At 72.4% G+C, this 26,733-nt stretch carries 25 protein-coding genes and 1 pseudogene; 13 read left to right on the top strand and 13 right to left on the bottom strand.

What is annotated here, in order from left to right; translation table 11 throughout:
* Positions 1-38: 38 nt before the first annotated feature.
* Positions 39-1,349 (bottom strand): MFS transporter, encoded by a 1,311-nt coding sequence (locus tag ACFWTC_RS22390; protein ID WP_383915283.1) that lies wholly within the window; start codon positions 1,347-1,349, stop codon positions 39-41.
* Positions 1,350-1,420: 71 nt separating this feature from the next.
* Here ACFWTC_RS22390 and ACFWTC_RS22395 point away from each other — a divergent pair, with 71 nt between their 5' ends.
* The 4 genes and pseudogenes from ACFWTC_RS22395 (at position 1,421) to era (ending at position 5,960) form a co-directional block, all read left to right on the top strand.
* Complete coding sequence (locus ACFWTC_RS22395; RefSeq protein WP_384028069.1) at positions 1,421-2,581, top strand: GlxA family transcriptional regulator; 1,161 nt, start codon at positions 1,421-1,423, stop codon at positions 2,579-2,581.
* 152 nt (positions 2,582-2,733) lie between these two features.
* Entirely contained in the window at positions 2,734-4,029 is a 1,296-nt protein-coding gene (locus ACFWTC_RS22400; protein WP_383915285.1) for a beta-xylosidase, read from the top strand.
* Between the two features lie 167 nt (positions 4,030-4,196).
* Positions 4,197-4,508, top strand: a pseudogene (locus tag ACFWTC_RS22405) (WxL protein peptidoglycan domain-containing protein); the annotation flags it as partial.
* A gap of 501 nt (positions 4,509-5,009) precedes the next feature.
* The gene (era, locus tag ACFWTC_RS22410) at positions 5,010-5,960 is read left to right on the top strand and encodes a GTPase Era (protein ID WP_383915411.1); all 951 of its coding nucleotides are present in this window, start codon (positions 5,010-5,012) and stop codon (positions 5,958-5,960) included.
* A 105-nt stretch (positions 5,961-6,065) separates the two neighbouring features.
* Here the strand turns inward: era and ACFWTC_RS22415 are convergent, their stop codons facing one another.
* From ACFWTC_RS22415 to ACFWTC_RS22430, 4 genes are all read right to left on the bottom strand, one after another.
* A complete protein-coding gene (locus tag ACFWTC_RS22415; RefSeq protein ID WP_384028068.1) occupies positions 6,066-6,782 on the bottom strand; it encodes a class I SAM-dependent methyltransferase in 717 nt (238 codons plus the stop codon).
* A gap of 114 nt (positions 6,783-6,896) precedes the next feature.
* Positions 6,897-7,697: a GNAT family N-acetyltransferase gene (locus tag ACFWTC_RS22420; protein ID WP_384028067.1), complete on the bottom strand. Its 801-nt coding sequence runs from the start codon at positions 7,695-7,697 to the stop codon at positions 6,897-6,899.
* Between the two features lie 26 nt (positions 7,698-7,723).
* Positions 7,724-8,002, bottom strand: coding sequence for a protealysin inhibitor emfourin (locus tag ACFWTC_RS22425; RefSeq protein ID WP_383915288.1), 279 nt, complete (start codon positions 8,000-8,002; stop codon positions 7,724-7,726).
* A gap of 9 nt (positions 8,003-8,011) precedes the next feature.
* Positions 8,012-9,082 (bottom strand): M4 family metallopeptidase, encoded by a 1,071-nt coding sequence (locus ACFWTC_RS22430; RefSeq protein ID WP_384028066.1) that lies wholly within the window; start codon positions 9,080-9,082, stop codon positions 8,012-8,014.
* A gap of 362 nt (positions 9,083-9,444) precedes the next feature.
* Here ACFWTC_RS22430 and leuA point away from each other — a divergent pair, with 362 nt between their 5' ends.
* From leuA to ACFWTC_RS22460, 6 genes are all read left to right on the top strand, one after another.
* The gene (gene leuA / locus ACFWTC_RS22435) at positions 9,445-11,208 is read left to right on the top strand and encodes a 2-isopropylmalate synthase (RefSeq protein WP_383915290.1); all 1,764 of its coding nucleotides are present in this window, start codon (positions 9,445-9,447) and stop codon (positions 11,206-11,208) included.
* Positions 11,209-11,430: 222 nt separating this feature from the next.
* Positions 11,431-12,126, top strand: coding sequence for a TerB family tellurite resistance protein (locus ACFWTC_RS22440; RefSeq protein WP_383915291.1), 696 nt, complete (start codon positions 11,431-11,433; stop codon positions 12,124-12,126).
* Between the two features lie 648 nt (positions 12,127-12,774).
* On the top strand, positions 12,775-14,310 hold the full coding sequence (locus ACFWTC_RS22445) for a nucleobase:cation symporter-2 family protein (RefSeq protein ID WP_384028065.1): 1,536 nt from the start codon (positions 12,775-12,777) through the stop codon (positions 14,308-14,310).
* Between the two features lie 117 nt (positions 14,311-14,427).
* Positions 14,428-15,174: a DNA repair protein RecO gene (gene recO, locus ACFWTC_RS22450; RefSeq protein WP_383915293.1), complete on the top strand. Its 747-nt coding sequence runs from the start codon at positions 14,428-14,430 to the stop codon at positions 15,172-15,174.
* A gap of 11 nt (positions 15,175-15,185) precedes the next feature.
* Positions 15,186-16,007 carry an isoprenyl transferase gene (locus tag ACFWTC_RS22455; protein WP_384028064.1) on the top strand — a complete coding sequence of 274 codons (822 nt, stop codon included), beginning with the start codon at positions 15,186-15,188 and terminating at the stop codon, positions 16,005-16,007.
* 23 nt (positions 16,008-16,030) lie between these two features.
* Positions 16,031-16,555 (top strand): YcxB family protein, encoded by a 525-nt coding sequence (locus tag ACFWTC_RS22460; RefSeq protein WP_384074393.1) that lies wholly within the window; start codon positions 16,031-16,033, stop codon positions 16,553-16,555.
* On the opposite strand, the gene ACFWTC_RS22465 is transcribed toward ACFWTC_RS22460, so the two are convergent.
* From ACFWTC_RS22465 to ACFWTC_RS22480, 4 genes are all read right to left on the bottom strand, one after another.
* Complete coding sequence (locus tag ACFWTC_RS22465; protein ID WP_383915296.1) at positions 16,552-16,980, bottom strand: Fur family transcriptional regulator; 429 nt, start codon at positions 16,978-16,980, stop codon at positions 16,552-16,554. The two genes, ACFWTC_RS22460 and ACFWTC_RS22465, sit on opposite strands and share 4 nt — an antisense overlap.
* Before the next feature lie 65 nt (positions 16,981-17,045).
* Positions 17,046-17,909, bottom strand: a complete 864-nt coding sequence (locus ACFWTC_RS22470; RefSeq protein WP_383915297.1) for a metal ABC transporter permease — start codon at positions 17,907-17,909, stop codon at positions 17,046-17,048.
* A complete protein-coding gene (locus tag ACFWTC_RS22475) occupies positions 17,909-18,700 on the bottom strand; it encodes a metal ABC transporter ATP-binding protein (RefSeq protein ID WP_383915298.1) in 792 nt (263 codons plus the stop codon). Before ACFWTC_RS22475 ends, ACFWTC_RS22470 begins: the two co-directional genes overlap by 1 nt.
* Positions 18,701-18,729: 29 nt before the next feature.
* On the bottom strand, positions 18,730-19,707 hold the full coding sequence (locus ACFWTC_RS22480) for a metal ABC transporter substrate-binding protein (RefSeq protein WP_383915299.1): 978 nt from the start codon (positions 19,705-19,707) through the stop codon (positions 18,730-18,732).
* Between the two features lie 157 nt (positions 19,708-19,864).
* Between ACFWTC_RS22480 and ACFWTC_RS22485 the strand changes: the two genes are divergently transcribed.
* Positions 19,865-21,241: a glycine--tRNA ligase gene (locus tag ACFWTC_RS22485; RefSeq protein WP_383915300.1), complete on the top strand. Its 1,377-nt coding sequence runs from the start codon at positions 19,865-19,867 to the stop codon at positions 21,239-21,241.
* A 345-nt stretch (positions 21,242-21,586) separates the two neighbouring features.
* On the opposite strand, the gene ACFWTC_RS22490 is transcribed toward ACFWTC_RS22485, so the two are convergent.
* Genes ACFWTC_RS22490 through ACFWTC_RS22500 form a run of 3 tightly spaced genes read right to left on the bottom strand, consistent with a single transcriptional unit; the run spans position 21,587 to position 23,602 of the window.
* Entirely contained in the window at positions 21,587-22,180 is a 594-nt protein-coding gene (locus ACFWTC_RS22490; protein WP_383915301.1) for a TetR family transcriptional regulator, read from the bottom strand.
* Positions 22,181-22,201: 21 nt separating this feature from the next.
* On the bottom strand, positions 22,202-23,242 hold the full coding sequence (locus ACFWTC_RS22495) for an aldo/keto reductase (protein ID WP_383915302.1): 1,041 nt from the start codon (positions 23,240-23,242) through the stop codon (positions 22,202-22,204).
* 48 nt (positions 23,243-23,290) lie between these two features.
* Positions 23,291-23,602: a DoxX family protein gene (locus tag ACFWTC_RS22500; RefSeq protein ID WP_383915412.1), complete on the bottom strand. Its 312-nt coding sequence runs from the start codon at positions 23,600-23,602 to the stop codon at positions 23,291-23,293.
* A gap of 80 nt (positions 23,603-23,682) precedes the next feature.
* On the opposite strand from ACFWTC_RS22500, the gene ACFWTC_RS22505 reads away from it, so the two are divergent.
* Entirely contained in the window at positions 23,683-23,823 is a 141-nt protein-coding gene (locus ACFWTC_RS22505; RefSeq protein ID WP_384028062.1) for a hypothetical protein, read from the top strand.
* Positions 23,824-23,942: 119 nt separating this feature from the next.
* On the opposite strand, the gene ACFWTC_RS22510 is transcribed toward ACFWTC_RS22505, so the two are convergent.
* Positions 23,943-25,379, bottom strand: coding sequence for an MFS transporter (locus ACFWTC_RS22510; protein WP_384028061.1), 1,437 nt, complete (start codon positions 25,377-25,379; stop codon positions 23,943-23,945).
* A gap of 34 nt (positions 25,380-25,413) precedes the next feature.
* Here ACFWTC_RS22510 and dusB point away from each other — a divergent pair, with 34 nt between their 5' ends.
* Positions 25,414-26,574 (top strand): tRNA dihydrouridine synthase DusB, encoded by a 1,161-nt coding sequence (dusB, locus tag ACFWTC_RS22515; protein WP_383915413.1) that lies wholly within the window; start codon positions 25,414-25,416, stop codon positions 26,572-26,574.
* Positions 26,575-26,733 lie beyond the last annotated feature (159 nt).

Consider the following 26,733-nt stretch of genomic DNA (forward strand, 5'->3'; position numbering starts at 1 on the left):
ACCTGTACGCCCCCCCGGCGGCCCGCCCCGGCCCGGGGTCAGGCCGAGGCGGGCAGCGGGGGCGCGGGCCGCGCGGGGGACCGGCGGATGACCATCGCCATCAGCGCGGCCATCGCGCACAGCGCCCCCGAGGCGTACCAGACGACGTCGTACGAGCCGAAGGCGTCCCGCGTCAGGCCGCCCAGGAAGGCCACCACGGCCGCTCCCACCTGGTGCGAGGCCAGCACCCAGCCGAAGACGATCGCGCTGTCGTCGCCGAAGTGCTCCCGGCACAGCGCGATGGTCGGCGGGACGGTCGCGACCCAGTCCAGGCCGTAGAACACGATGAAGAAGATCAGCGGCGGCTGGACCGACGGGGCCAGCAGCATCGGCAGGAACAGCAGCGACACGCCGCGCAGGGCGTAGTAGACGGCCAGCAGGCGCCGGGCCTCGAAGCGGTCCGTGAACCAGCCCGAGGCGATCGTGCCGACGACGTCGAACACGCCGATCACCGCCAGCAGCCCCGCCGCGGCCGTCACCGGCATGCCGTGGTCGTGGGCGGCCGGTACGAAGTGGGTCCGCACCAGGCCGTTCGTCGAGGCCCCGCAGATGGCGAACGTACCGGCCAGCAGCCAGAACGGTCCCGTGCGGGCGGCCTTGAACAGCACCGTCACGGCCCGGCGCGCGGCACCCCGGACGGGGGCGGGCTTGGCGGTGTAGGTGCCCCCGTACGGGGCGAGGCCCACGTCCGCCGGATGGTCCCTCAGCAGCAGCCAGACGAACGGGACGACGGCCGTCGCCGCCAGCGACACGGTCACCGCCGCCGGGCGCCAGCCGTGGTGCTCCACCAGCCAGGCCAGCAGCGGCAGGAAGATCAGCTGGCCGGAGGCGCCGGCGGCGGTCAGGACGCCGGTGACCAGCCCGCGCCGGGCCGTGAACCAGCGGTTCGTCACCGTCGCGGCGAAGGCGAGCGCCATCGAGCCGCTGCCCAGCCCCACCAGGACGCCCCAGAACAGCACCAGCTGCCAGGACGCGGTCATCCACACGGTGGCGAGCGAGCCGCCGGATATGACGAGCAGGGCCACCGCCACGACCCGGCGGATGCCGAAGCGGTCCATGAGCGCGGCGGCGAAGGGCGCGGTGAGTCCGTACAGGGCGAGGTTCACCGAGACGGCGAAGCCGATGGTGCCGCGGGACCAGTCGAACTCGGTGTGCAGCGGCTCGATGAGCAGCCCGGGCAGGGAGGCGAACCCGGCGGCGCCGATGATCGTCACGAAGGCGACGGCCGCGACGAACCACGCGCGGTGGATCCGTCCGGCGGGGCGCGGGGCGGGCGGGGTGGCCGTGGAGGCGGGGGCTGTCTGTGTCACGCGGCCAGCATCGGGCCGGTGGGGATCCGGACGACAGTGGCCTGACTGTCATGCTTCGCTACGATCGGGCCATGGAGCCGAAGGCGAAGCCGCAGTCGTCGCCGTTGCCGCAGCGGCCGCAGCAGCCGTCCCCGCTGCCGTCGCCGTCGCCCTTGGGCCGCGTCGAGCCGGAGCGTCCGGAGCCGCGGCGCGCCGACGCGCACCGGGTCGTCGTGCTCGCCCTCGCCGGGCTGCTGCCCTTCGAGCTCGGCATCCCGCACCGCATCTTCGGACGCGCCAAGGACCCCGCCGGGCGGCCGCTCTACGAGATCCTCACCTGCGGGCTCGCCCCCGGGCCCGTGCGCACCGACGCCGATTTCGCCGTCCACGTCGAGCACGGCCCCGAACTGCTGGCCACGGCCGACACGGTGGTGGTCCCCGCCTCGTACGAGCTGGGGCCGGTCTACGACCACGGCCGGCTGACCGGGGAGCTCGCCGCCGCCCTCGCGCACATCCGCCCCGGCACCCGGCTCGTCTCCATCTGCACCGGCGGCTACGTGCTGGCCGCCGCCGGGTACCTCGACGGCCGCCCGGCCACCACGCACTGGGCCTCCGCCGAGCACTTCCAGCGGCTCTTCCCCGCCGTACGGGTGGACCCCGGGGTGCTCTACACCGACGACGGGGACGTGCTGACCTCGGCCGGGGTCGCGGCCGGGATCGACCTGTGCGTGCACATCGTGCGCCGCGACCACGGGGCTGCCGTCGCGAACGAGGTGGCCCGGCGGACCGTCGTACCGCCCCACCGGGAGGGCGGCCAGGCCCAGTTCATCGAGCGTCCGGTGCCCGAGCCGCAGCTCGCCAGCACCACGGCGGCGCGCGCGTGGGTGCTGGACCGGCTGCACGAGCCGCTGCGCCTGACCGACCTGGCCCGCCAGGAGGCCATGTCGGTACGGACCTTCACGCGCCGCTTCCGCGAGGAGTCGGGGATCAGCCCCGGGCAGTGGATCACCGGACAGCGGGTGGAGCGGGCGCGGCGGCTGCTGGAGCTGACGGACCTGCCGGTGGAGCAGGTGGCGCGGGAGACGGGGTTCGGGACCGCCCAGTCGCTGCGCAAACACGTGCAGGCGGTGCTCGGGGTGAGTCCGACGGCGTACCGGCGCACCTTCCGTGAAGGCGGCGCGGGCGGTACGGACGGTACCGGCAGCGCGGGGGTCGCCGGCGGCGCGGGCGGGGCCGGCGTGCGGGCATCCTGACATCTCCTGATGGACCATCAGGCGGTGCCGGGTCCGCGCATTGACTTCTGCCGCCGTCCGCTCGTGAATGGCCCCCTGTCGGCGGGACGGAACCCAGGGGGCGGGCAGTGCGAACAGGGGCGCGGAACCGGAGATGGTCGGCGGCCGTCGGCATGGCGGTGCTCGCGGCGGCGACCGGGGGAGCGCTCGGCCCGCCCGCCGCCGCCGAGGGGGAGCCCCCCGCCGGCCGGGTGCCGGGCCGGGTGGACTTCCCGACCCAGTGCGTGGCGCCGCAGGAGGCCGGACTTCCGCCCGCCGAGGGACCCACCACGGCCCGGATCACCGTCGACAACCCGGCGCCGCGGGTCGGGGACACCGTCACCGTGACCTACCAGGTGACCCGGACCCCCGCCGTGAACCCGGTGGGCGCCGGACTCCCCGCGGACGTGGTGACCCCGACCGGGCGGATCCTGCTGGCCGGCGCGCAGAGCGGTGAGGTCACCGTCGTCGGCGCCGAGCGCAACGATCCCGTCGGGGCGGGCGAGCCGCTCCCGCCCGTCGCCATGACGGGCGCCTTCACCGTCACCGCCCCCGGCGAAATCACCCTCGCCCCGGGCGGCTACACCCTGCACACCAGTCACCTCCTGGACCTCGACACCGTGTGCACGGCCACCGGGACCCCTGTCTCCGCGCGCCTCACCTCGACCGAGCTGCCCACCGCCAACCTCCGCAGCGTCTTCCTCGGCTCCGCCCACGGCAGACCGGGCGCCGTCGTCGAGGTCACCGCCGCCGGCTTCCCCCCGGGCACGTCCGTGACGCTGGCCGGCCGCGCCGGGGCCGCCGGGACCGCCGACCGGGTCACCGCCACCGCCGACGGGGCGGGCGTGGTCCTGGCCCGGCTGCCCGTCACCGACCGGGCCACCACCGGCGTCGTCGCGTACGAGGGGCCGGCCTGGTCGGCGGGGCTGGGGTCGGGTCCTGCCGCGTACGCCGTCATCGACGCGGCGCCGCCGCCCCCGGGCACCCGGAAGGTCACGGCCACCGTCGAGCCGGGCGTGCTCGGCATGACGCAGGCCGGCGAGGACATCGCGCTGGGCGCGGTCCCGTACGGCGACGGCGGCGCCGCCCCCGGCCGGATCGGGACGGTCTCCGTCAAGGACGCCCGCGGCGGCCCGGCCGGCTGGTCCCTGACCGGCAAGGTCACCGACTTCACGGGCCCGGGCGGGGTCCGCATCCCGGGCGCCTCCCTCTCCTGGACCCCGTCCTGCGCCGCCGCGGCCGGCAGCCCCAGCCCCTGTACGCCGGGCAGCGCGGGCCCCGTCGGCCCCGACGGGGCGGTGCTGGCCTCGACCCCCGACGCGGCCGTGGTGGGCGGTGACTTCACGGTCGACGCCGCGGTCACGCTCCAGGTGCCCCGCTACACCCCGCCGGGCGCGTACACGGCGGTCCTGACCCTCACCCTGTCGTGAACCCTGTCGTGACCGCCCGGCCGTCACCGCCGCCGTCCCCTTCGCGGCCGGTGCGCCCGCGGCGCGGCGCCGCCGTGCGGGCCCTGCTGCTCGGCGTCCTCGCCCCGGCCGCCGTCCTGCTGGGCACCGCGGGGGCGGCCGCGGCCGCCGACAACGGGCAGTGGTCCGTGCTGCCCGCCGCCACCGCCGTCGGCCAGCGCCCGTACTTCTACCTCGCCGCCGCACCCGGCGCCGCCGCCGCGGACACCGTCACCATCGCCAACCGCACCGACCGCCCCCGCACCTTCCGCCTCTACGCCGCCGACGCCTACAACACCGCCCGGGACGGCGGCTTCGCCCTGCGCGGCCCCGACGAGCCGCGCCGGGCCACCGCCGCCTGGGCCAGGCTCGACCGGGAGCGGGTCACCGTGCCCGCCCGCGGGGCCGTGGGCGTCGGCTTCACCGTGACCGTTCCGGACCGCGCCGAACCGGGGGACCACCCCGGCGCCATCGTGGCCCTGGAGGAGCGGCCCGGGGCCGTCACCGGCCGGGGGATCGGCGTCCGGCAGGCCGTTGCCGCGCGGCTCTACCTGCGGGTGACCGGCCCGACCGCCCCCGCCCTCGCCGTCCGGGGGGTCTCCGTCAGCCGGGGCGGCGCCGGCGCGGAGGTCGCGTACACGCTCCGCAACACCGGCAACGTCACCCTGCGCCCGCGCGCCGCCCTCACCGCCACCGGCGCGCTCGGCCGCACCCTCGTCGCCCGCGGGCTCACCGGGGTGCCGGCCGAGCTGCTGCCGGGTCAGGAGGTCCGGCTCCGCGCCCGCTGGGAGGACCCTCCCGGGGCAGAATGGGCCGAGGTGACCGTACGGGCCGCGGCCGACGGAACCACAGCTCAGGGCCGTGCCAGCCATGCCCCGCACCCCCTCCTGGCCCCCCTCCTCGCGGGCGGGAGCGCCCTCGCCGCCGGGGCCTGGTCGGCGCTGGGAGCGGCATCGGGGAGAATGGCCCGTATGAGCGATCGTTCCCCCGAGTCCACCAGCCCGCACCGTGCGGGCTTCGCCTGCTTCGTCGGACGCCCCAACGCGGGCAAGTCGACCCTCACCAACGCACTCGTGGGCACCAAGGTCGCGATCACCTCCAACCGGCCGCAGACCACCCGCCACACCGTCCGCGGGATCGTGCACCGCCCCGACGCGCAGCTCGTCCTCGTCGACACCCCGGGGCTGCACAAGCCGCGCACCCTGCTCGGCGAGCGCCTCAACGACGTCGTCCGCGCCACCTGGTCCGAGGTCGACGTGATCGGCTTCTGCCTGCCGGCCGACCAGAAGCTGGGCCCCGGCGACAAGTTCATCGCGAAGGAGCTCGCGGGGATCAAGAAGACCCCCAAGATCGCCATCGTGACGAAGACCGACCTGGTCGAGTCCAAGCAGCTCGCCGAGCAGCTCCTCGCGATCCACCAGCTCAGCACCGAGCTCGGCTTCGAGTGGGCCGAGATCGTTCCCGTCTCGGCGGTCGGCGACACCCAGGTCCAGCTGCTGGCCGACCTGATCGCGCCGCTGCTGCCCGTGAGCCCGCCGCTGTACCCGGAGGGCGACCTCACCGACGAGCCCGAGATGGTCATGGTCGCGGAACTGATCCGCGAGGCCGCGCTGGAGGGCGTACGGGACGAGCTCCCGCACTCCATCGCCGTGGTCGTCGAGGAGATGATCCCGCGGGAGAACCGCCCCGCCGACCGGCCGCTGCTCGACATCCACGCGAACGTCTACATCGAGCGGCCGAGCCAGAAGGGCATCATCATCGGCCCGAAGGGCGCCCGCCTGAAGGAGGTCGGGATGAAGTCGCGCAAGCACATCGAGGCGCTGCTCGGCACCCCGGTCTTCCTCGACCTGCACGTGAAGGTCGCCAAGGACTGGCAGCGCGACCCCAAGCAGCTGCGCAAGCTCGGCTTCTGACGGACCCCGACACCCCCTGCCCGGTCGGACGGGCAGGGGGTGTCGGGGAGGCCGGGGGCAGGGGGAGGCTTGCGGAGGCCGGCGGGGAGGCGCCCCGGGCCGGCGTCAGCGCAGTCGGCGGACCTTGACCGCGTTGTCCGTGCGCGTCCCGGGCGTGCCGTCGGGCTGCGCCTGGACCCGCTCGTGCTCCTCGGCCACCAGCACCTCCCAGTCCCCCTCGGGCAGCTCCAGCTGCTCCACGACCTCGCCGGGCGTCGGGAAGTGCACCTCCGGGTGCAGGTTCTTCTGCCAGGACGCCCAGCCGCCGTGGCCGACGATCAGCAGGGTCCCGCCAGGGGCCACCGCGGCGGCCGCGGTGCGCAGGATCCGCTCGCGCGGGAAATCCCCGTACGTGTGCAGGAAGCACGCCGACACCAGGTCGAACTCCCCGGCCGGGAACGACTCGGCCAGGTCGTGCCGCTGCCACTCCACGAGGTCGCCGACCCCCGCCTCGACGGCGTGCCCGGCTGCGCGCTCCAGCGCCACCCCGGAGATGTCCGTACCGGTGACCCGCCAGCCGCGCCGGGCCAGCCAGATGGCGTCGCCGCCCTCGCCGCAGCCGAGGTCCAGGGCCCGGCCGGGGGGAAGCTCCGAAGTCTCCCGGACCAGGGCGGCGTTGGCGTCGCCGCTCCAGATCCGGTCGCTCTCGCCGTAGCGGCCGTCCCAGTACTGCTCCCCGCCCTCGTCGCCCGGCTCGTGCGGGTGCTCCTGGTGCGGGTGCGGCGCCGGCTGCTCGTGCTCTGCGTGCGGGTCATGGTGCGGCTGCTGGTGCTGTGCGGACACGGGATCACTCCTCGACCGGTGGCGGTGCGGACACCGCCGATGCTCCGCCCGCCCCGCCCGCGCGGGCAAACCCCGTTGCCGTTCCGGCAAACTACGCGTGCTGCGGCTCCGCGATCAGGGCCGTCGCCACCCGGCGGAAGCCGATGCGGCCGTAGAGGCGGCCACGTCCTCGTCGCCCGCCGAGAGGAAGACCGTACGGGCGCCCCGTTCGCGGGCCGCCGCGACGAGCGCCGACGTGACGCCGAGGGCCAGGCCCTGCCGGCGCGCCGACGGCAGCGTGCCCACGCCGACCACCTCGGCCACGTCGCCCACCGGGTTGTACAGGCCGGAGCAGAGGACCACGCCGTCCCGGACGGCCGCGGCCATCGCCGTGCGGCCCGACGCGATCCTGTCCGCGACGCGCGCCCGGCGGGCCTCCGCCTCCGGGTCGGCCAGCGCCGCGGCCAGCTCGGCGGGTCCGGCCTCGCCCACCGCCGTGCCCGGCGCCGCGAAGGCCAGGGACGGGACGGCCACGGCCGCCGCCAGCAGCGGGTCGTCCGCGCCGAGCAGCCGTACCTCCGGGTGCGCGGGCGTCCGTACCGCGGCCGGGTCCAGCACCATCAGCGGGTGCGCGTGGACGTGCAGCCCCGCATCCTCCACCGCCGCGCGCAGCGAGGGGGTGGTCTCGGCCACCCACTCGAAGGCCTCGGGGACCCCCAGCTCGCGCTGCCGCGCCACGACCCGCCGTACGTCGTCGGCGGTCGCGTCGGGGCCGCCGGGCGCGGGCCGCGCGTAGTACGGCCAGCCCGCGCCCTCCTGCACGAAGAGCGTCAGCGGTCCGAAGTCCTCGGCCCGGGCCCCGCCTTCGCGGGGCACCGTGTCGTAGTACCGCTCCAGCTCGGACAGCGTCGTCTCGTCGATCACCTGGTCGCTCATCCGTCATCCAAGCAAAGCGGCCCGGCTCAGGCACCTTCTTTCAGGACGCGCGAGACCAGCGCCCGCTGCGCGTCCGAGAGGTGCGGGTCGCGGAACGACACCGTCCGCCCGTCCACGGTGACCGTGTACGAGAACCCGTCCCGGACGCCGCCCGCCGGGCCCGCCGGATCGCAGGGCGGGCCGGGCCGCAGCGCCCGCAGGGCTAGGGCCCGCCACTCGTCCTCGTCCGGCCGTCCGGAGGTGTCCACCTCGCCCCGTCGCTCGATGCCCGCGAAGCCGCCCGTCCGCACCACTGAGATCCGCATGTCCGCCTCCTACCCCAGCCCGACCGCGGACCACGCCTTCTGGAGCGCCTGGTGCTCCGCGCCGCCCTCGCCGTACCGGGCCACGGCCGCCGCCGCCGTCACCCGGGCGAAGTCCCGGAAGTCGGCGTCCGTGGCGAGCTCCCCGCCGGTCAGGGCGTCGTACCAGATCTGTCCGGCCCGCTCCCAGGCCTTGCCGCCCAGCTCGCTCGCCACGATGTAGAAGGCGTGGTTCGGGATGCCGGAGTTGATGTGCACCCCGCCGTTGTCGCGGACGGTGTCGACGTAGTCGTCCATCGTGGCCGGCTGCGGGTCCTTGCCGAGCTCGTCGTCCTCGTACGCCGTCCCGGGCGCCTTCATCGACCGCAGGGCCTGGCCCCGGTCGACGGCGGGCCCCAGCAGTCCGGCCCCGATCAGCCAGTCCGCGCGGTCGGCCGTCTGGTCGAGCGAGTACTGCTTGATGAGGGAGCCGAAGACGTCCGACACGGATTCGTTGAGGGCGCCCGACTGGCCGTGGTACTCCAGGTTCGCCGTGTACTGGGTGACCCCGTGCGCGAGCTCGTGGCCGATGACGTCCACCGACACGGTGAAGTCGAGGAAGAGCTCGCCGTCGCCGTCGCCGAAGACCATCTGCCGCCCGTCCCAGAAGGCGTTGTTGTACTCCTCGCCGTAGTGGACGGTCGCGTCGAGCGGGAGCCCGGCGTCGTCGATCGAGCGGCGCTCGAAGGCGGTCAGGAACAGCTCGTACGTCGCCCCGAGCCCGGCGTGGGCCCGGTTGACGGTGACGTCCGCGCTGACGGGCCCGCCCTCCTCGCGGACCTTCCGCCCGGGCAGCCGGGTCCGGTGCTGGGCGTCGTACACGGTCCGGTCGGGCCGGTCGGGGGCGGGCGCGGCCGGGGCGGGGGCCGCGACGCCCCGGACGGCGGTGACCCGACGGCGGGTGCGCAGGAGGGAGTCGCGTTCGAGGGTGGCCTGCGCGAGATCGGCGAACCGGGGGTTCCGGGAGCGGGCGATGCGGTCGAGCAGGTGCGGCGGCACGACCGTGCAGAAGACGGGGTGGCGGCGGGTCGGAGAGGCGTCCATGCTCGGCAATGTGGCAGCGGGTCACTTCTCTGTCACTACCTGCAACCATGATTCATTCGCACGTCTGAACGCGGGGGCTCCGGATTGACGGACCCCACTGACTCGCGCCGCACCTTAAGCGACTTAGCTCACATTTGGTGTAAATCGGACTGGAGGGTCTTGCATACTGAAACAGGACCCCCGCGCACGCGCGGCTCGGTTAGGCTCGGCCCATCATGCGTTTCGGGCTGCTTCTCCTTAGCTGCCGCGGCGAGGGTCTGTAGTCGTAGGCCGGCCCCCTCCCCGCGGAGTTTGGTGTTGCGGTTTTGCGACCGCCCGTCGGCCCAGCGAACTACACGCGGACACGCGAGGAGCCCAACGCCATGAGCCAGCAGCCTTTTGTCGGTCGCCCCACGCCCATCACGAACGCGACCCACACCCAGCGGCCCTCCGGGATGCCGATCCACAAGTACGGCTCCTACGAGCAGGTCGAGATCCCCGACCGCACCTGGCCGAACGCCCGCGTCACCCGGGCTCCCCGCTGGCTGTCGACCGACCTGCGCGACGGCAACCAGTCGCTGATCGACCCGATGACCCCGGCCCGCAAGCGCGAGATGTTCGACCTGCTGGTGCGCATGGGCTACAAGGAGATCGAGGTCGGCTTCCCCTCCTCCGGCGAGACGGACTTCGCCTTCGTGCGGTCCATCATCGAAGAGGGCGCGATCCCGGACGACGTCACCATCTCCGTACTGACCCAGGCCCGCGAGGACCTGATCGAGCGGACCGTGGAATCCCTGGTCGGCGCCCACCGCGCCACCGTGCACCTGTACAACGCGACGGCCCCGACCTTCCGCCGGGTCGTCTTCCGCGGTTCCAAGGAGCAGATCAAGCAGATCGCCGTCGACGGCACCCGCCTGGTCATGGAGTACGCCGAGAAGCTGCTGGGCCCGGAGACGACCTTCGGCTACCAGTACAGCCCGGAGATCTTCACCGACACCGAGCTGGACTTCGCCCTGGAGGTCTGCGAGGCCGTCTGCGACGTGTGGCAGCCGGGCGAGGGCCGCGAGATCATCCTGAACCTGCCCGCCACGGTCGAGCGCTCGACGCCGTCCACGCACGCCGACCGCTTCGAGTGGATGGCCCGCAACCTGACCCGCCGCGAGCACATCTGCATCTCCGTGCACCCGCACAACGACCGCGGCACCGCCGTCGCCGCCGCCGAGCTGGCGCTGATGGCCGGCGCCGACCGCATCGAGGGCTGCCTGTTCGGACAGGGCGAGCGCACCGGCAACGTCGACCTGATCACCCTGGGCATGAACCTGTTCTCCCAGGGCATCGACCCGCAGATCGACTTCTCGCAGATCGACGAGATCCGCCGCACCAGCGAGTACTGCAACCAGATGGAGGTCCACCCGCGCCACCCCTACGCGGGCGACCTGGTCTACACCGCCTTCTCCGGCTCCCACCAGGACGCCATCAAGAAGGGCTTCGACGCCATGGAGGCCGACGCGGCCGCCGCCGGCAGGACCGTGGACGAAATCGAGTGGGCGGTCCCGTACCTGCCCATCGACCCGAAGGACGTCGGCCGCTCCTACGAGGCCGTCATCCGCGTCAACTCGCAGTCCGGCAAGGGCGGCATCGCCTACGTCCTGAAGAACGACCACAAGCTGGACCTGCCGCGCCGCATGCAGATCGAGTTCTCCCGCATAATCCAGGCCAAGACCGACTCCGAGGGCGGCGAGGTCACGCCGAAGGCGATCTGGTCCGTCTTCCAGGACGAGTACCTGCCCAACCCCGAGAACCCGTGGGGGCGCATCCAGCTGCGTTCCGGCCAGACCACCACCGACAAGGACGGCACGGACACGCTGACCGTCGAGGCGGTCGTGGACGGCGTGGACACCGTGCTGGAGGGCACCGGCAACGGACCGATCTCGGCCTTCTTCGACGCGCTGGCCGGCATCGGCATCGACGCCCGCCTGCTGGACTACACCGAGCACACCATGAGCGAGGGCGCCTCCGCCGTGGCCGCCTCGTACATCGAGTGCGCGATCGACGGCCGTGTCCTGTGGGGCATCGGCACCGACGCCAACACCACCCGCGCCTCCCTGAAGGCGGTCATCTCGGCCGTCAACCGCGCGGGCCGCTGACACTCCTGCGACAGACCCCGCCGCCTCCCTCCGGGGAGGGGCGGGGTTCCGCGGTTCCCGGGCCCGGTACGGCCCGGAAAACGGGGGCGTGCGCGGGGGCGCAGACCGGCCAAGTCCCCGTCCCGCGCCATGTTGTCCTGTCACACGACTGACGCATCCTCACCGATGTGGCTAACATCACGCCCACCCGGCGATGTTGCCGGAAGGTTACGGAGGTGCGACGTGCTGCCAGTTCGGGGTGGGGACGGCCGGAAGCTGAGGGTCTGGGGCACCCGTACCACCTGGAGCACCGTGGGCGACGGGGAGTTCTTCTGCCCCGCCTGCGGTGGGGACCGGAATTACCGCCGGCGCACCGGGCGCCGCCGCTTCGCCGTCCTCGGGGTGCCGCTGCTGCCCCGCGGGCTCGCCGGGCCCGTCGTGGAGTGCCACGCCTGCCGTGAGCGCTTCGACACCGACGTCCTGGACCACCTGACCACCACCCGCTTCACGGCGCTGCTGCGCGACGCGGTGCACACCGTGGCGCTGGCCGTGCTGGCCGCGGGCGGGACGGCCTCCCGCAGCGCGCTGGAAGCCGCCGTGTGCGCCGTACGGGCCGCGGGGTTCCAGGACTGCGGGGAGGAGCAGCTGGAGTCCCTCGTGGAGGCGCTGTGCAGCGACGAGGGCCGGCTCGGGCTGTACGACGTGCCCGAGTGCTGCGGGGCCGCGCTGTCGATAGAGCTCCACGAGGCCCTGGAGCCGCTGGCTCCGCACCTCGCCGCCCCCGGCCGCGAATCGATCCTGCTGCAGGGCGCGCGGATCGCCCTCGCGGACGGCCCGTACATCCCGGCCGAACGCGAGGTGCTCGCCACGGTGGGCGCGGCGCTGCGGATCGACGCGGACGAGGTCGCCCGGCTGCTGTCGGCCGTACGGGCCCCCTGACGGCCCCCTCCAGGAGCGGCCGCGCCGGCGCCGACCGCCCGCCTCGGGGTGGGCGCGCCGGCGCGCGACCACGGCTGTATGCGGCCGCCGGGCCTGATCCTTTCGGTTCCGGTCGCGCGCGGGGCGCCCATACCGGTCCGGAACGGGCCCTCCCGGCGTAACGATCCGGCCTCGCGGCGCCGGAACGGCGCCGCCCGTGACCCGTACGAGCCCGTGGAGCGGGTTGCTCCGGGCCACCCGGCACCACCCGACGACGGCCGGAGCGCGGCCTGCCGGTTTGCTGTGCGGAACGCGGTGGACGCGCGTAGCGGCATGGCGCGGCGCAGGCCGCTTCGCAGGAGTGCAGCAGGGGATGACCGGCGCCCGCGCACCCGCCCTTACTCCCGTGCCGGGCGCCAGACCAGGGGCGGAACCTACGAATCGGATGCCCGGGGGAGTCAACAGTTTGTAGAAGCCGACGATATCTGTGAGGACCCCCACAGGCGTTCAATTCCGGTCACACGACGAGACGCCGCCGGTAACACCACGGGGCTTCGATGCACGTGAACTCCTGACCACCCTGACGGACCAACGGGTTAGCGACCCACTCCGGCCAGGGATCACCAGAACTCCTCTCACTTACCTCACCTCTTGAAGGGCAAGGCAGAGATGGCACGTGTCGCCGCCCGGCTTTCCGTCAACGGACAGCAGAGCACGCACCCGGTCGACGAGGTGCTCCCCCTCCCCAAGCTCGCGCTGTACGGCTTCCAGCACGTACTCGCGTTCTACGCCGGCGCGGTGATCGTCCCGATCATCGTCGGCAACGCGCTGAAGCTGAGCCCCGAGCAGCTCGTCTACCTGATCAACGCGGACCTGTTCACCTGCGGCATCGCCTCGATCATCCAGGCCTGGGGCATAGGCCGGATCGGCGCGCGGCTGCCCCTCATCCAGGGCGTCACCTTCACCGCCGTCTCCCCGATGATCGCCATCGGCCTCGGTGCGGGAGGCGGCACCGCCGCGCTGCTGGTCATCTACGGCGCCGTCATCACCGCCGGCATCGCGACCTTCGCCTTCGCCTGGCTGCCCGCCAAGGCCTTCCGGTCGGTCATGCGGCTCTTCCCGCCGGTCGTCACCGGCACGGTGATCACCGTCCTGGGCATCGTCCTGATCCCGGTCGGCCTGAACGACGCCGCCGGTGGCGTCGGCAGCCCCGATTTCGGCGACCCGAAGCACTTCGCCTACGCGGGCGGCACGATGCTCTTCATCCTCGTCCTGATGAAGATCGGCAAGCCGTTCCTCTCCAGCATCTCCATCCTCCTCGGCCTGGTCGGCGGCACCGCGGTCGCGTTCCTCCTCGGGGACGCGAAGTTCGGCGACGTCGGCAACTCCGGCTGGATCGGCGTCACCACCCCCTTCCACTTCGGCGTGCCGAAGTTCGAGTGGTTCCCGATCGTCCTGATGCTCATCGTCATGCTGATCACCATGGTCGAGACGACCGGTGACACGTACGCCGTCGGCGAGATCGTCGAGAAGGACATCGACAGCGAGACCGTGGCCCGCGCCCTGCGCGCCGACGGCGCCGCGACCGCCCTCGGCGGCGTCCTCAACTCCTTCCCGTACGTGGCCTTCGCCGAGAACGTCGGCCTCGTGCGGATGACGAAGGTCAAGAGCCGGTTCGTGGTCGTCGCCGCCGGCGTCTTCATGATCGTGCTCGGTCTGCTCCCCAAGGCCGCCGCGATCGTCGCCGCCGTGCCGCACGGGGTCCTGGGCGGGGCCGCGACCGTCATGTTCGGCATGGTCGCGCTGGCCGGCATCCAGACCCTGGGCAAGGTGGACCTCAAGGAGGAGAGGAACGCGCTGATCGTCGGCGTGTCCCTCGCCTTCGCCCTGCTCCCCGCGACCGTCCCGGTGTTCTTCACCCAGCACATGGACGCGGACCTGTCCTCGCTCCTGAACAGCGGCGTCACCCTCGGCGCCACCGCCGCCATCGTCCTCAACCTGATCTTCAACGGCCCGGCCGCGGACGGCGCGCAGTCCGTCCCCCGCGCAGAGCTGCCCGCCCAGGCGGCGGCCCCGGTGGGGGACGACCCGGCGGACGACGGTGCCGTAAAGGCCGACACCGGGGCAGGGAAGGCCGACGCCGGGACCGGGAAGGCCGACGGCAGGGTCGCCACGGCGGGGGACGCGGGAACCCCCGCTCCCTGATCCCTCCCCACGGGTGCCCGCCCCCGCCCGGACCCCGGTCCGCGGCGGGGCCGGCGCCGTCCGGCCCCGTCCGTGCGCGCGTTCCCGTACGGGTGGACCGCAGGGGACAATGGGCGCATGAGTCTGTTCCGCGACGACGGCATCGTGCTGCGCACCCAGAAGCTGGGTGAGGCGGACCGCATCATCACGCTGCTGACCCGGGGCCACGGCCGGGTGCGGGCCGTCGCCCGCGGAGTCCGGCGTACGAAATCCAAGTTCGGGTCCCGGCTGGAACCTTTCTCCCACGCCGACGTGCAGTTCTTCGCCCGCGGCGGCGAGCTGATCGGCCGCAGCCTGCCGCTCTGCACCCAGACCGAGATCATCGCCCCGTACGGCAACGGCATCGTCACCGACTACGCCCGCTACACCGCCGGCACCGCCATGCTGGAGACCGCCGAGCGGTTCACGGAGAACGAGGGCGAGCCCTCCGTCCAGCAGTACCTGCTCCTCGTCGGCGCCCTGCGCACCCTCTCGCGCGGCGAACACGAGCCGCACCTCATCCTCGACGCCTTCCTGCTGCGCTCCCTCGCCGTCAACGGCTACGCGCCCAGCTTCGAGGACTGCGCCAAGTGCGGCATCCACGGCCCCAACCGCCACTTCTCCGTCGCCGCGGGCGGAGTCATATGCGGGGACTGCCGGGTGCCCGGCAGCGTCGTACCCTCGTCGGAGGCCATCGCCCTGCTCAGCGCCCTGCTGACGGGCGACTGGAACCATGCCGACGCGTGCGAGCCGCGTCACGTGCGGGAGGGCAGTGGGCTGGTCTCCGCCTATTTGCACTGGCATCTGGAGCGCGGGCTACGCTCCCTTCGATACGTCGAGAAATAGGAGCTGGGCACATGGCACGACGCGGGATTCTGGGACGCTCTCGCCGCGAGTACAAGGTTCCCGAGCCGCACCCGTCCGGTGCGCGTCCGCCGAAGATCCCCGGTGAGCTGGTCCCGAACCACGTCGCGGTCGTCATGGACGGCAACGGCCGCTGGGCCAAGGAGCGCGGTCTGCCGCGCACCGAAGGGCACAAGGTGGGCGAGGGCGTCGTGCTCGACGTGCTCAAGGGCTGCCTCGAGATGGGCGTCAAGAACCTCTCCCTGTACGCCTTCTCGACGGAGAACTGGAAGCGCTCGCCCGACGAGGTCCGCTTCCTGATGAACTTCAACCGCGACGTCATCCGCCGCCGCCGCGACGAGATGAACGAGCTGGGCATCCGCATCCGCTGGGTGGGCCGCATGCCGAAGATGTGGAAGTCGGTCGTCCAGGAGCTCCAGGTCGCCCAGGAGCAGACCGTCGACAACGACGCGATGACCCTGTACTTCTGCGTCAACTACGGCGGCCGCGCGGAGATCGCGGACGCGGCGCAGGCGATCGCCCGCGACGTGGCGGCGGGCCGGCTCGACCCGTCGAAGGTGAACGAGAAGACCGTCGCGAAGTACATGTACTACCCGGACATGCCGGACGTGGACCTGTTCCTGCGGCCCAGCGGAGAGCAGCGCACCTCCAACTACCTGCTCTGGCAGAGCGCGTACGCGGAGATGGTCTTCCAGGACGTGCTGTGGCCCGACTTCGACCGCCGCAACCTCTGGGCCGCGTGCCTGGAGTACGCCCAGCGCGACCGCCGCTTCGGCGGCGCGGTCCCGAACCAGGCGGAGGGCTCCGCGGGCTGAAGCGCCCACTAGGCTCCACCGTCATGGACATGACTGACGAGGCGGTGGAGCTGCACTACGGCCCGGCCCGGCGCGACGTACGGGAGGTGCTGCGCTGGCGCGCGGTCCGGGCGCCAGCCGGGCGCGGTCAGGCGCTGCTGTGGCTGGTACTGGTTCCCCTGGTGCCGGTCGTGTTGATCGTGGGGCAGCACGGACGGGGGACGAGCCCGGCCGGCCTGGCCTTCGCGGCCGGGGTGGGGTCGGCGCTGGGGGCCCTCTGCCTCTGCCTGGACCTGTGCCGGCTCGCACGCCGGATGTACCGCTGGGCGGCGGAGCACCCGGAGTACCGCTGCGTGGTCACCGAACGGGGGATGTCCAACCACCGGCCCGACGGCACGGTGGTCGCGTACAGATGGGACAGGTACCGGGGGTGGACGGAGACCCGGAACCTGTTCGTCCTCGTCTTCGCCGGCGGAACCCTGGGCTGGCTCCCGAAGCGGGCGGCCGCGGACCCCGGGGACATCGACCGGATCCGTGCCGTCCTGGACCGGCACCTGAGCAGGATCTAGCCGGCGGCGGCGCAGTCCGCGCAGGTGCCGAAGATCTCCACCGTGTGGGCCACGTTCACGTAGCCGTGCTCGGCGGCGATCGACTCCGCCCACTTCTCCACGGCCGGGCCCTCCACCTCGACCGCCTTGCCGCACTTGCGGCAGACCAGGTGGTGGTGGTGGTCGCCGGTGGAGCAGCGGCGGTAGACCGACTCGCCGTCGCTGGTGCGCAGGACGTCGACCTCGCCGGCCTCCGCGAGCGACTGGAGGGTGCGGTACACGGTGGTCAGGCCCACGGAGTCGCCACGGTGCTTGAGCATGTCGTGGAGTTCCTGGGCACTGCGGAACTCGTCCACCTCGTCCAGCGCCGCCGCCACGGCGGCCCGCTGCCGGGTGGATCGTCCTCGTACTGGCGCGGTATTCGTCTCGCCAGGCGCAGTCGCCACCGGTTCCTCCTCGTATCGGCCTCGGGCGTTCGGCTCGGGCCCATTGTGCCAGGCGGTCGGCCCTCCTAGACCTTCACGTCGTCCCGGGTGCAGACCTCTTCGGCCGCGCGTGCGGCCTTCGCCCGGCGCCTGGCCAGCGGCGTCGACAGGGCGGTCATCGCCATGAAGACGGCGATGGCGAGCAGCACGATGGCCGCGCCCGAGGGCGCCTCGACGTAGTACGTGGTGACCGTGCCGGTCAGGGAGACGACCAGGCCGATCGCCATGGCCAGCGACAGCGTCGCGGTGAACCCGCGGGTGACCCGCTGGGCGGCCGCCACGGGGATCACCATCATGGCGCTGACCAGCAGCAGGCCGACGATGCGCATGGCGACGGTGACGGTGACCGCGGCGGTCACGATGATCAGCAGGTTCAGGAGGCGCACCGGCAGGCCGGTGACCCGGGCGAACTCCTCGTCCTGGCAGACGGCGAACAGCTGCCGGCGCAGGCCGATGGTGACGGCGAGGACGAACGCGGAGAGGACCGCCACGGCGACGACGTCCTCGGCCGCGACCGTGGTGATCGAACCGAACATCGCGCTGAGCAGCTTGGCCGTGGAGCCCCCGCCCACGCTGATGATCATGACGCCGCCGGCCAGGCCGCCATAGAACAGCATGGCGAGCGCCACGTCGCCGCTGGTCTTGCCGCGGGACCGGATCAGCTCCATGCCGATGGCGCCGACGACGGCCACCAGGGTCGCCATCCAGACCGGGCTGGTGTTGAGGACGAACCCGAGCGCGACGCCGGTCATGGCCACGTGGCCGAGGCCGTCGCCCATGACGGCCTGGCGGCGCTGGACGAGGTACGTGCCGATCGCGGGCGCGGTGATGCCGACCAGTGCGGCCGCGATCAGCGCCCGCACCATGAAGGGGTAGTCGAGGAGTTCCATCAGCTCAGGAGTCCCGTCCGCAGGGGCTCGGCGTCGTGCGCCGCGTGGGGGTGTACGTGGTCGTGGCCGGGCAGGGCGTGCTGGCCCACGGCCTCCGGGGGCGGGCCGTCGTGGACGACGCAGCCGTCGCGCAGGACGACGGCCCGGTCGATCAGCGGCTCCAGCGGGCCCAGCTCGTGCAGGACGAGCAGCACGGTCGTGCCGGCGTCGACCTGGTTGCGCAGGGCGTGCGCGAGGACCGCCTGGTTGTCGAGGTCCACGCCCGCCATCGGCTCGTCCATGATCAGGAGTTCGGGCTCGACAGCCAGAGCCCGGGCGATGAGCACGCGCTGGTGCTGGCCGCCGGAGAGGGCGTTGACCGAGGCGTCGGCGTACGCGTCCATGTCGACGAGGGACAGGGCGCGGCCGACGGCGTCCTTGTCTGCCCGGCGCAGCAGGCCGAAGCGGGAGCGGGCGAGGCGTCCGGCGGAAACGACCTCCCGGACGGTGGCGGGGACGCCGCCTGCGGCGGTGGTGCGCTGCGGGACGTACCCGATCCGCGACCACGCGCGGAAGCGCTTGAAGTCCGTACCGAAGAGGGACAGCTCCCCGTCGGTCAGCGGGACCTGGCCGACCACGGCGCGGACGGCCGTGGACTTGCCGGAGCCGTTGGCGCCGAGCAGGGCGACGACCTCGCCGCGGTGGACGGTGAGGTCGACGCCGCGCAGCACGGGGCGGGAGCCGAGCGAGGCCGTGGCCCCGCGCAGGGATATGACGGGCTGGTCCGCTGCCTGCCCTGGCGTGGACTGCATGGCTCGCGCCTCCGTTGCTGCTGCTGTCATTACTTGGCTCCGAGCGCCTTCTGGAGGTTCTTCAGGTTCGACCGCATGACCTCGAAGTAGTCGGCGCCCTGGGAGCCGTCGGTGATTCCCTCGAGCGGGTCGAGGACGTCGGTCTTCAGGCCCGTGTCCTTCGCGAGGGTCTTGGCCGTCTTGTCGCTGGCCAGGGTCTCGAAGAACACCGTGCTCACATTGTCCTTCGCCGCCACGGCCTGGAGGTCCTTCATGCGGGCCGGGCTGGGCTCGGACTCGGGGTCGACGCCGGAGATGCCCTCCTGGTCGAGGCCGTAGCGCTCGGCGAGGTAGCCGAAGGCGGAGTGGGTGGTGATGAAGGTCCGGGAGGCCGTGTTCTTCAGACCGTCCTTGAACTCCGTGTCCAGCGTGTTCAGTTCGGCGACCAGCGCCTCGGTGTTCTTCTTGTAGTCCGCCGCGTGGCCGGGGTCGGCCTTCTCCAGGGCCGCGCCGACGCCCTTGGCGATCTCCGCGTACTTGGCGGGGTCGAGCCAGACGTGCGGGTCCTCGCCGGCCTCGCCGTGGCTGTGGTCGTGGCCCTCGGCCCCGCCCTCGCCCTCGGCGGCGTGGTCGTCGTGGCCTGAGGCGCCGTGGGCCTCCAGCGTGGTGAGGGTGCCGGCGTCGACGGCGTTCTTCACGCCGGACTGCTCGACGGCCTTGTCGACGGCGGGCTGCAGGCTCTTGAGGTAGAGGACCACGTCGGCCTCGCTGAGCTGCGCGGTCTGCTTGGGGGTGATCTCCAGGTCGTGCGGCTCGACACCCGGCTTCGTCAGGGTGGAGACCTTCACGTGGTCCTTGCCGATCTTCTCGGCGAGGAACTGCATCGGGTAGAACGACGCCGTCACGTCGAGCTTGCCGTCGGTGCCGTTGCCGGCGGCGCTGGCTCCGGAGCAGGCGGTGAGGGCCGTGGCGCCGAGGGCGACGGCACCGGCGAGGGCGGCTGCGGGTATGAGGCGTCGTACGTTCATGACATCCATTTTCATCAAAGATGGAAACGGTTGTCAACAAACCAGGTGGGAGCCCGGCCCCGGGGCCGTGGAGGGGGGGATCCGATTTGAAGGGGAGGGTGTGGGCGCCGGTAACCTAAAGGCTTCGCCGTTCGTCCTCGTTAATGAAGAGAGCACCGTGGCCGCCGACAAGATCGACACCATCGTCAGCCTGAGCAAGCGCCGTGGCTTCGTTTTCCCTTGCAGTGAGATCTACGGCGGCTCCAAGGCCGCCTGGGATTACGGCCCGCTGGGTGTCGAGCTCAAGGAGAACATCAAGCGCCAGTGGTGGAAGGCGATGGTCACCGGGCGTGAGGACATCGTCGGCCTCGACTCGTCCGTGATCCTGGCCCCGGAGGTCTGGGTGGCCTCCGGCCACGTCGCGACCTTCTCGGACCCGCTGACCGAGTGCACCGCCTGTCACAAGCGCCACCGCGCGGACCACCTTGAAGAGGCGTACGAGGCCAAGCACGGCCGCCCGCCGGCCAACGGCCTCGCCGACGTCAACTGCCCCCACTGCGGCGTGAAGGGCCAGTTCACCGAGCCCAAGCAGTTCTCCGGCATGCTGGAGACGCACCTCGGCCCGACCCAGGACTCCAAGGCGTACCTGCGCCCCGAGACCGCCCAGGGCATCTTCACCAACTTCGCCCAGGTGCAGACCACTTCGCGCAAGAAGCCGCCCTTCGGCATCGCGCAGATGGGCAAGTCCTTCCGGAACGAGATCACTCCGGGCAACTTCATCTTCCGCACGCGCGAGTTCGAGCAGATGGAGATGGAGTTCTTCGTCAAGCCGGGCGAGGACGAGCAGTGGCAGGAGTACTGGATGGCCGAGCGCTGGAACTGGTACCGCGGCCTCGGCATCCGCGAGGAGAACATCCGCTGGTTCGAGCACCCGAAGGAGAAGCTGTCCCACTACTCGAAGCGCACCGCTGACATCGAGTACCGCTTCAACTTCGGCGGCAACGAGTTCTCCGAGCTGGAGGGCGTGGCCAACCGCACCGACTACGACCTCAAGGCCCACTCCGCCGCCTCCGGCCAGGACCTCGTGTACTTCGACCAGGAGTCGAAGGAGCGCTACACGCCGTACGTCATCGAGCCGGCGGCCGGTGTCAACCGCGCCATGCTCGCCTTCATGCTCGACGCGTACATCGAGGACGAGGCCCCCAACGCCAAGGGCGTCATGGAGAAGCGCACCGTGATGCGCCTCGACCCGCGCCTGGCCCCGGTCAAGGTCGCCGTCCTGCCGCTGTCGCGCAACCCGCAGCTGTCGCCGAAGGCCAAGGGCCTCGCCGCCGACCTGCGCAAGTTCTGGAACATCGAGTTCGACGACGCGGGCGCCATCGGCCGCCGCTACCGCCGCCAGGACGAGATCGGCACGCCGTTCTGCGTCACCGTCGACTTCGACACCCTGGACGACAACGCGGTGACCGTGCGCGAGCGCGACACCATGAAGCAGGAGCGCGTCTCCCTGGACCAGATCCAGAGCTACCTCGGCAGCCGCCTGCTCGGCTGCTAGATCCGCAGGGCATGAAAACCGGCCGGTGGCCCGGAGCGCGACGCGCACCGGGCCACCGGTCTGTCGGGCCGGGCAGAGCAGCCCGAGGAGCTCCGGGGCGGCCGAGTCCTTGATCAGCAGGGCCCGGGCCGAGTGCGCGCCGACGAGCGGGACGACCGCCGTGATCACCAGGAACACCAGGGTGACGACCGCGAACCCGTCGAGCTCGCGCCGCCAGGTCATGATCACCAAGGCGTCCGGACCGGAGCATTCCGGCCGAGCGCTCCGGCTGGCTGTTCCGGCTGCGCGTTCCGGACGCGCCGGGCCGGTGCCCGGTGCCGGCCCGTGTGCGCCCGGGACGCCCGGTCAGGCGCGCAGGCCCCGGATGACCAGGGAGGTGACCGCTTCGAACTCCGGGATGATCGTCGGCGAGAGCCAGTCGGCCGCGTACTGCGGGTCGTGGAAGCGGCCGGTGGCGTCGAAGACCGCGCGGGCGGCGCCCGGGACGTCGTCGGCGGCGAGCGAGCCGGCCGCGACCCCCTCGGCGATGATCCGGGCCAGCTGGGCGACCAGCTCCGTCAGGTGCTCGTCCACCACCCCGCTGTTCTCGGCGAGCAGCACGGTGTAGGTGGCGAACAGCTCGGGGTCGTCTCCCGCCTTGTGGCGCTTGGCCTCGAAGAGGGCTTCGAGCCACGCCTCCAGCTTGGAGGGGGCGCTCGCGCCGGGGGTCGCGGCGATCCCCTCCAGCAGCAACGCGCTCTTGGTGAGCCAGCGCTCGGTGACGGCCTCGCGCAGCGCCGCCTTCGACGGGAAGTGCCGGTACACGCTGCCGTGGCTGACGCCCAGGGCGCGGGCCACGTCGACCACGGTCGCCTTTGTGGGACCGAAGCGGCGCAGCACCTCCTCGGTGGTCGCCAGGATGCGCTCGGGGGTCAGGGGCTCGGCAGCAGCGGGGGGCATGGGGACGACCGTACCGCCAGCTCAGTGCTCGCTGTCCAGGTGGGCCATTTGCGCTGCCGGGTACCGCTCGCCGGACGCCGAGCCCACGGGGACGGCCTCCTCGATCGCGACCAGGTCCGCGGCGCTGAGGGTGACGTCCATGGCACCCAGTGCCTCGGTGAGCCGGTCGTGGCGCCGGGCACCCACCAGCGGCACGATGTCGCTGCCGCGCGAGAGGACCCAGGCGATGGCCGTCTGGGCGACGCTGACCCCCTTCTCGTCCGCGACCTTCCGCAGGGCGTCGACCAGATCGAGGTTCCGGTCGAGGTTGTCGCCCTGGAACCGGGGGCTCATGCCGCGGAAGTCCCCGGGCGTCAGCTCGCGGTCCCGGGAGAAGTGGCCGCTGATCAGCCCGCGGGACAGCACTCCGTACGCCGTGACGCCGATGCCGAGCTCGCGCGCGGTCGGCAGGATCTCGTCCTCGATGCCGCGGGAGATCAGCGAGTACTCGATCTGGAGATCCGCGATCGGGGCCACCGCGGCGGCCCGGCGCAGGGTGTCAGCGCCGACCTCGGAGAGGCCGATGTGCCGCACGTGTCCGGCGTGGACCGCCTCGGCGATGGCCCCGACGGTCTCCTCGATCGGGACGTCCGGGTCCACGCGGGCGATCCGGTAGATGTCGATGTGGTCCCGCCCCAGCCGCTGGAGCGAGTAGGCCAGGAAGTTCCGGACGGCATCGGGCCGGCCGTCGTACCCGGCGAAGCCGCCCTCGACCGTGCGCAACGCGCCGAACTTGACGCTGGTCAGCGCCCGTTCGCGGGCCGCCACGGGCGCGGTGCGCAGGGCTTCGCCGATCAGCAGTTCGTTGTGCCCCATGCCGTAGAAGTCACCGGTGTCGAGGAGGGTGACGCCGGCGTCGAGGGCGGCGTGGATCGTCGCGAGGGACTCGGCGCGGTCGGCCTCGCCGTACAGGGCGGACATGCCCATGCAGCCGAGACCGAGCGGGAAGACGGCCGGCCCGGTGGTGCCGAGCCGGCGGTGGGCGGTGGAAGCGGGAGCGGAGGCGTTCGCGTTCGTGGTCATGAAACGAGAATGGCATGACGAGTGACAGATTTCAATATCTGTCACTCGTCAGGGCTGTGCCGTGACGCGCAGGACCAGCGCCGCCGCCGCGACGAGGGTCAGGATCGCCGCGGGTGCGAGCTCGTAGTCCTTGACGCGCAGGTGGGCGATGACCGCGCCGATGAAGTAGAGGGTCACGCCGACGGCGGCGGCTATGCCGAGCGGGGTGAACCAGAGCCCGGCGACGAGTCCGACCGCGCCGGCCGCCTTGAGGGCGGCGAGGCGCGGCAGCCATGCCTCCGGCACCCCGACCTTGCGCATGCTCGCCATGACCTGGTCATTGCGGCTGAGTGTGGCGGTCGCGGAGGCCGCGAGGACCAGACAACGGCCTGGTCGAACGCCGCCGCGACACGGCCGACCGCCGGCGCCACTACGTGGCCCTCACCTCCGCGGGGTCCGCCGTGCTGGACACGACGAACGCGGCCCTCGACGAGGTCGAGCAGGGGCTCTTCGGGGACCTCTCCGCAGCCGACCGGACGACGCTGCGCGCCTTGCTGGGCCGGATCGACACGCGCGCGGAGGACTTCAGCTGCCAGGAGTGAGCCCGGGGGAGCGCTGGGGCCCCGTAGCGCGAGCCCGTCAGCCGGTCGGCCGGCCCGTCAGCCCTTGAGCCCCCGCCCCGCCCACGCGACCGCCACCGCGAGTGCGACCGCGTGAACGGTCAGGCGTCCGCCGGTGCCGGCGCGGCCGCGGGGTCGAGTGTGCGGGCGGTGCGAGCCGCCGTCGAGCGGGCCCAGGGGCCGCTCGTGGCCACCCCCACCACCAGCACGATCAGCCCGCAGCCCGTGATGATCCACCAGGCCGGCCCGGTCGCCTCGGCGAAGTCCGCACCGTGTCCCATCCCGGACGCCAGCACCGAGCCGACCACCGCGACGCCCAGGGTGCCGCCGGTCTGCCGGCTGGTGGACGCGATGGCCGCCGCGACACCCGCCTGGGAGCGCGGCATCCCGGACACCGCCGTGTTGGTGACCGGGGCGTTGACCATGCCGAAGCCCAGCCCGAAGAGCATGTAGCCGGCGAAGAGCAGCGGGGTGGACGTCTCCGCCTCGAAGACCGCGAAGAGCAGGCCGCTCGTCGCCATCGTCACGCCCGCGACCAGCAGCGGCAGCCGCGGACCGCGGGTCGCGACCAGCCGCCCCGACAGCGGGGCGAACAGGAAGGTCAGCACGGCCATCGGCAGCATGTACAGCCCCGCGTCCAGCGCGCCGAGCCCGCGCACGTCCTGGAGGTAGAGCGTGTTCAGGAACAGGAAGCCGGACAGTCCGGCGAACGCGCTGACCGCGATCACGGTCGCGCCGCTGAACGGAGCGCTCCGGAAGAACCGCAGGTCGACCAGCGGCTCCTCCCGCCGGGGCTCGTACACCAGCAGCCCCACGAGCGAGGCGACGGCGACCACGGCGCACCCCACGATCAGCGGCGAGCTCCAGCCGACGGCGGGCGCCTCGATGATCCCGTACGTGACGCTGCCCAGCAGCGCCATGACCAGCACCTGGCCCACCGGGTCCGGCCGGCGCGGCCGGGCGGCCCGTGACTCGGGGATGTGGCGCAGGGTCAGGACGAGGGCGGCCAAGCCGATCGGCAGGTTGAGCCAGAAGATGGAGCGCCAGCCCACGGAGTCCACCATCAGGCCGCCGATCAGGGGCCCGGCGGCCATGGAGAGGCCCGCGACCGCGCCCCACACGCCGATGGCCCGGGCCCGGGCGGCGGGCTCGGTGAAGGTGTTGGTGATGATCGACATCGCCACCGGGTTGAGCATCGCACCGCCGACCGCCTGGACCATCCGGAAGACGATGAGCCAGTCGAGGCTGGGGGCGAGCGAGCACAGCAGGGAGCCGAGGGTGAACAGTACGAGCCCGGCGACGAACACCTTGCGGCGCCCGATCCGGTCGGCCGTGGACCCCGCGAGCATCAGCAGCGAGGCCAGGACCAGGGTGTAGGAGTCGATGCTCCACTGCAGCCCCGCGACCGAGGCGTCCAGATCGCGGCGCATGGACGGCAGCGCGACGTTCAGGACGGTGTTGTCGAGGCTGACGATCAGCAGGCTCATGCAGCAGATCGCCAGGACGAGCGTGCGCTGCCGGGGACTCGACTCGATCATGCGGCCGATGGTACGTCCGCCCCACCGCCCCGGCATGCGGGACAATGGGCGGATGACCACGCTCCCCCCGCCCCTCGCGATCGGCCCGCACACCGTGCAGCCCCCGGTGGTGCTCGCACCCATGGCCGGTATCACCAATGCCCCGTTCCGCACCCTCTGCCGCGAGTTCTCGGGCGGCAAGGGGCTGTTCGTGAGCGAGATGATCACCACCCGCGCCCTGGTCGAGCGCAACGAGAAGACCATGCAGCTGATCCACTTCGACGAGACGGAGAAGCCCCGCTCGATCCAGCTCTACGGGGTCGACCCCGTGACGGTCGGCAAGGCGGTTCGGATGATCGTCGAGGAGGACCGCGCCGACCACATCGACCTCAACTTCGGCTGCCCGGTCCCGAAGGTCACCCGCAAGGGCGGCGGCTCGGCCCTTCCGTACAAGCGCAACCTGCTGCGCGCGATCCTGCGCGAGGCCGTCGCGGGCGCCGGCGACCTGCCGGTGACCATGAAGATGCGCAAGGGCATCAACGACGAGCACCTCACCTACCTCGACGCCGGCCGGATCGCCGTCGAGGAGGGGGTCACCGCCATCGCCCTGCACGGGCGCACCACCGCCCAGCACTACGGCGGCACCGCCGACTGGGACGCCATAGCGCGGCTCAAGGAGCACGTGCCGGAGATTCCGGTGCTCGGCAACGGCGACATCTGGTGCGCCGAGGACGCGCTGCGCATGGTCCGCGAGACCGGCTGCGACGGCGTCGTCGTCGGGCGCGGCTGCCTGGGCCGTCCGTGGCTGTTCAACGACCTGGTGGCGGCCTTCGAGGGGCGCCCCGAGGACTTCCACAAGCCGGTGCTGCGGGAGGTCGCGGCGACCATGCACCGCCATGCCGAGCTGCTGGGGGAGTGGATCGGCGACGAGGCGCGCGGGGTGATCGACTTCCGTAAGCACGTGGCCTGGTACTTGAAGGGCTTCGCGGTCGGTTCGGAGATGCGCCAGAAGCTGGCGGTCACCTCCTCCCTGGCCGAGCTGGACGCTCATCTGAGCGAGCTGGACCTGGACCAGCCGTGGCCCGAGAGCGCGGACGGTCCGCGCGGCCGGACGTCCGGAAACAACCGGGTTGTCCTGCCGGAGGGCTGGTTGAACGATCCGTACGACTGCGCGGGCGTGACCGAGGAAGCCGAACTGGACACGTCTGGAGGCTGACACGGCCTGGCAAAACGTGCCTTCACTGGCGTGACATACGCCACGCATGGGTGGGCTTGCGCTCACATGAGCACAAGAACCGCGGATAAGACTTTCAAAGGGTGGCACTGGGTGCCACCCTTTGTATGTTCAATACTTGAACACAAATGGATCGATGAT

The sequence above is a fragment of the Streptomyces sp. NPDC058619 genome (assembly GCF_042717785.1).
In the GTDB taxonomy this organism is placed as follows: Bacteria; Actinomycetota; Actinomycetes; order Streptomycetales; family Streptomycetaceae; genus Streptomyces.

Excerpts from the sequence above, each read along its gene's own strand:
- ACFWTC_RS22395 (WP_384028069.1), top strand. The coding sequence starts at position 1,421 with ATGGAGCCGAAGGCGAAGCCGCAGTCGTCGCCGTTGCCGCAGCGGCCG.
- ACFWTC_RS22400 (WP_383915285.1), top strand. The coding sequence starts at position 2,734 with ATGGCGGTGCTCGCGGCGGCGACCGGGGGAGCGCTCGGCCCGCCCGCC.
- era (WP_383915411.1), top strand. The coding sequence starts at position 5,010 with ATGGCCCGTATGAGCGATCGTTCCCCCGAGTCCACCAGCCCGCACCGT.
- ACFWTC_RS22420 (WP_384028067.1), bottom strand. The coding sequence starts at position 7,697 with ATGAGCGACCAGGTGATCGACGAGACGACGCTGTCCGAGCTGGAGCGG.
- ACFWTC_RS22425 (WP_383915288.1), bottom strand. The coding sequence starts at position 8,002 with ATGCGGATCTCAGTGGTGCGGACGGGCGGCTTCGCGGGCATCGAGCGA.
- ACFWTC_RS22430 (WP_384028066.1), bottom strand. The coding sequence starts at position 9,082 with ATGGACGCCTCTCCGACCCGCCGCCACCCCGTCTTCTGCACGGTCGTG.
- leuA (WP_383915290.1), top strand. The coding sequence starts at position 9,445 with ATGAGCCAGCAGCCTTTTGTCGGTCGCCCCACGCCCATCACGAACGCG.
- ACFWTC_RS22445 (WP_384028065.1), top strand. The coding sequence starts at position 12,775 with ATGGCACGTGTCGCCGCCCGGCTTTCCGTCAACGGACAGCAGAGCACG.
- recO (WP_383915293.1), top strand. The coding sequence starts at position 14,428 with ATGAGTCTGTTCCGCGACGACGGCATCGTGCTGCGCACCCAGAAGCTG.
- ACFWTC_RS22455 (WP_384028064.1), top strand. The coding sequence starts at position 15,186 with ATGGCACGACGCGGGATTCTGGGACGCTCTCGCCGCGAGTACAAGGTT.
- ACFWTC_RS22460 (WP_384074393.1), top strand. The coding sequence starts at position 16,031 with ATGGACATGACTGACGAGGCGGTGGAGCTGCACTACGGCCCGGCCCGG.
- ACFWTC_RS22470 (WP_383915297.1), bottom strand. The coding sequence starts at position 17,909 with ATGGAACTCCTCGACTACCCCTTCATGGTGCGGGCGCTGATCGCGGCC.
- ACFWTC_RS22475 (WP_383915298.1), bottom strand. The coding sequence starts at position 18,700 with ATGCAGTCCACGCCAGGGCAGGCAGCGGACCAGCCCGTCATATCCCTG.
- ACFWTC_RS22480 (WP_383915299.1), bottom strand. The coding sequence starts at position 19,707 with ATGAACGTACGACGCCTCATACCCGCAGCCGCCCTCGCCGGTGCCGTC.
- ACFWTC_RS22490 (WP_383915301.1), bottom strand. The coding sequence starts at position 22,180 with ATGCCCCCCGCTGCTGCCGAGCCCCTGACCCCCGAGCGCATCCTGGCG.
- ACFWTC_RS22495 (WP_383915302.1), bottom strand. The coding sequence starts at position 23,242 with ATGACCACGAACGCGAACGCCTCCGCTCCCGCTTCCACCGCCCACCGC.
- ACFWTC_RS22510 (WP_384028061.1), bottom strand. The coding sequence starts at position 25,379 with ATGATCGAGTCGAGTCCCCGGCAGCGCACGCTCGTCCTGGCGATCTGC.
- dusB (WP_383915413.1), top strand. The coding sequence starts at position 25,414 with ATGCGGGACAATGGGCGGATGACCACGCTCCCCCCGCCCCTCGCGATC.